Origin of the sequence: Wolbachia endosymbiont of Drosophila bicornuta (assembly GCF_028982105.1) — a bacterium.
Taxonomy (GTDB): Bacteria; Pseudomonadota; Alphaproteobacteria; order Rickettsiales; family Anaplasmataceae; genus Wolbachia; species Wolbachia pipientis.
Map to the genome: position 1 here is coordinate 1 of NZ_JAPQLF010000069.1, position 2,430 is coordinate 2,430.

The window sequence follows — 2,430 nt, forward strand, 5'->3', positions numbered from 1 at the left end:
GGGTTGGTGCAGAAATTTTGTATCTGCCGCCTTATTCTCCAGATTTCAACAAAATTGAGCATCATTGGTTTGCTATAAAAAACAGAGCCAGGAAAGACATTCCTCTATTCGAATCCTTTCGTCGTGCTGTTGATTCTGCCTTCCTATGACCTGTTCGGACTATTATGAGAAATGCTATAATTAGCCAACCACGGGGCTTCTTTTGCCTTTTTTTTCGTTTGGTAAATTTCTTAAATATTTGTGGCTAAACGACAATCGTCATCCCGCTACGTGTTAGCGGGATCTCTTGTTAGCGGCTGAGATACCGCGAATGAATCGCGGTATGACGGTTCGTGACGGTATGACGGTTCGCGGTGACATGACGATAACCTCGTCATCCAGCTACGTGTTAGCTGGATCTATGTTAAGGTATGGCGGTTAAATAAGGGATCTATGTTAAGAGATACCGCGAATGAATCGCGGTATGACGGTTCGCGGCGGGATTCCAGTGTCTGGGCACTGGGATGACAGGAAAAGGGGCTACTTGGATTACAGCAGATCACCTCTTCACAAAAATTTTATCAGTAATACGCATATCAATGATACTCCAATCGCTGAAAGTAAAATCAGTTGTATTTTGCAAGTGGTTTAAATAGTCCAATGCACTATAAGGATTATCTTCAGGCAGTTTCACTCTGGAACCGTTATCAAATATGATATTCCATCTTCTATTCCCTATGTAAGCAAAAGAGGAAATGTGGTCACTTAATTGAGTTTTACTCTCTAACACATCTTTAACAAATTCTAGGTTTGATAACGAGTTTTGTCCTGTAATTACAACAAGATCATCTACTGGATAGTCATCTACGATCACTTTGCCTTCGAAATCAATTACCGAGGTCTTGTTATTGTCTTTCCAGAGAGCAAACGGTTTATGTTCATCTATATTAATGTGTAGGGTATTAGGTAAAATTCTGTGAACTCTTACGTATTTTATCCATCTGCTTACGGATTGTATGTTACCGGCAAGTTTTGAAAGTGATATATACAGGATAGGTTGCGTTCTATCTGTCAAACTTAGAATATCCTTTTTGTTTGTAAATTTATTGCCGCTCACAACTACTTCGTCGATTGAAAATCCACTACTGAGTAATAAACTGGATAGGCAGTCATTATACCAAGTAAAGTAGTCATTAAATCGATTTATTATTTTATCAAGTGAGCTGTAGAGTATTAGTGTAAGAAAAAGTGCTGTGATAATAACCAAGGCACACTTGCGCAAAAAACTCCTTTGGCTTCTAGTAACATTGCTCAACATGACTTAAATCCCTAATATTTTTGTGCTGCTTCAATAATAATTTTAACTAATTCATTAAAATTGATTCCTTTTGCCAATTTTGCAATTTCTGGCACTAATGATAACTCAGTAAAGCCAGGATGTGTATTAATCTCAAGCATTTTTAAAGTGTTATTTTTTGGATTATAACGGAAATCTGAGCGGGAAATAGTTTTGCATCCTAAAAATTGATGAATTTTCAGTGCATGTTCCAAGGTCATTTTACATATATTGTCAGGAATTTCAGCAGGAAATATATGTTCTGCAAATCCATCTGTATACTTTGCTTCATAATCATAGAATTTATTTTTTGGTCGTATTTCTATAGTGCCAATTGCTTCATTTAGCAATACAGCAGTATGTAACTCTACACCTGGAATGTATTCTTCTATAATCATCTTTTCCATTATAGTAGAACTGTTATCTTTCAGTTCTAAGTAATCCTCGTGCGAGAAAATTATGTGCACTCCAATACTTGAACCTTCGTTAATTGGTTTTAAGACGTACGGATAATCGATTTTAATATTATTTTTTAGTACATCTTCTCGGCTAATTACATAACCTTTTGGAGTGTCGATACTAAGGGATCGAAATATATGCTTTGACATCACTTTATTCATAGCAACAGCAGAAGCCATAACTCCTGAGTGTGTATATTTTATACCTAAAATCTCCAGTAAACCTTGAATGCAGCCATCTTCACCATAAGGTCCATGCAGAGCGATAAAAGCAAGGTGGGGATTAATTTTTTTAAGCTTTTCAGCAATGTTGCTGTCAACATCTATTTCTATTGCATTATATGAAAGGCTATCAAGCGCCTTTTTTACTGCTTTTCCACTCATAAGCGATACTTCTCTCTCACAAGAAAACCCACCACTTAAAATTGCTATAGTTGGAATCATGGGCATTCTATGTTTTAATATATAGCATATATAAAAGATGCTCTTATCTTCAATAGAAAAAACGCTTTGAAAAATTCTATAGCTCTATCCTATGCACAACTGTACAGACATTGCAATTTGCAGGTGGTGTCATTCCAGTCTGAAATCCAGCTTTTTCATAATCATCAAAATGTTGTATTTTAACATAAAACGGCTACTTTTATGCTTACCAAC

The 2,430-nt window shown here is 36.1% G+C and carries 2 protein-coding genes and 1 pseudogene; 1 reads left to right on the forward strand and 2 read right to left on the reverse strand.

What is annotated here, in order from left to right:
- On the forward strand, positions 1-149 hold a 149-nt coding region (locus tag OZD68_RS01630), incomplete at its 5' end, for a transposase (RefSeq protein ID WP_275008740.1).
- Positions 150-538: 389 nt separating this feature from the next.
- On the opposite strand, the gene OZD68_RS01635 is transcribed toward OZD68_RS01630, so the two are convergent.
- Entirely contained in the window at positions 539-1,297 is a 759-nt protein-coding gene (locus tag OZD68_RS01635; protein WP_182309890.1) for a cell division protein FtsQ/DivIB, read from the reverse strand.
- Positions 1,278-2,223, reverse strand: a pseudogene (locus OZD68_RS01640) (D-alanine--D-alanine ligase). The gene OZD68_RS01635 and the pseudogene OZD68_RS01640 overlap by 20 nt, the downstream one beginning before the upstream one ends.
- Positions 2,224-2,430 lie beyond the last annotated feature (207 nt).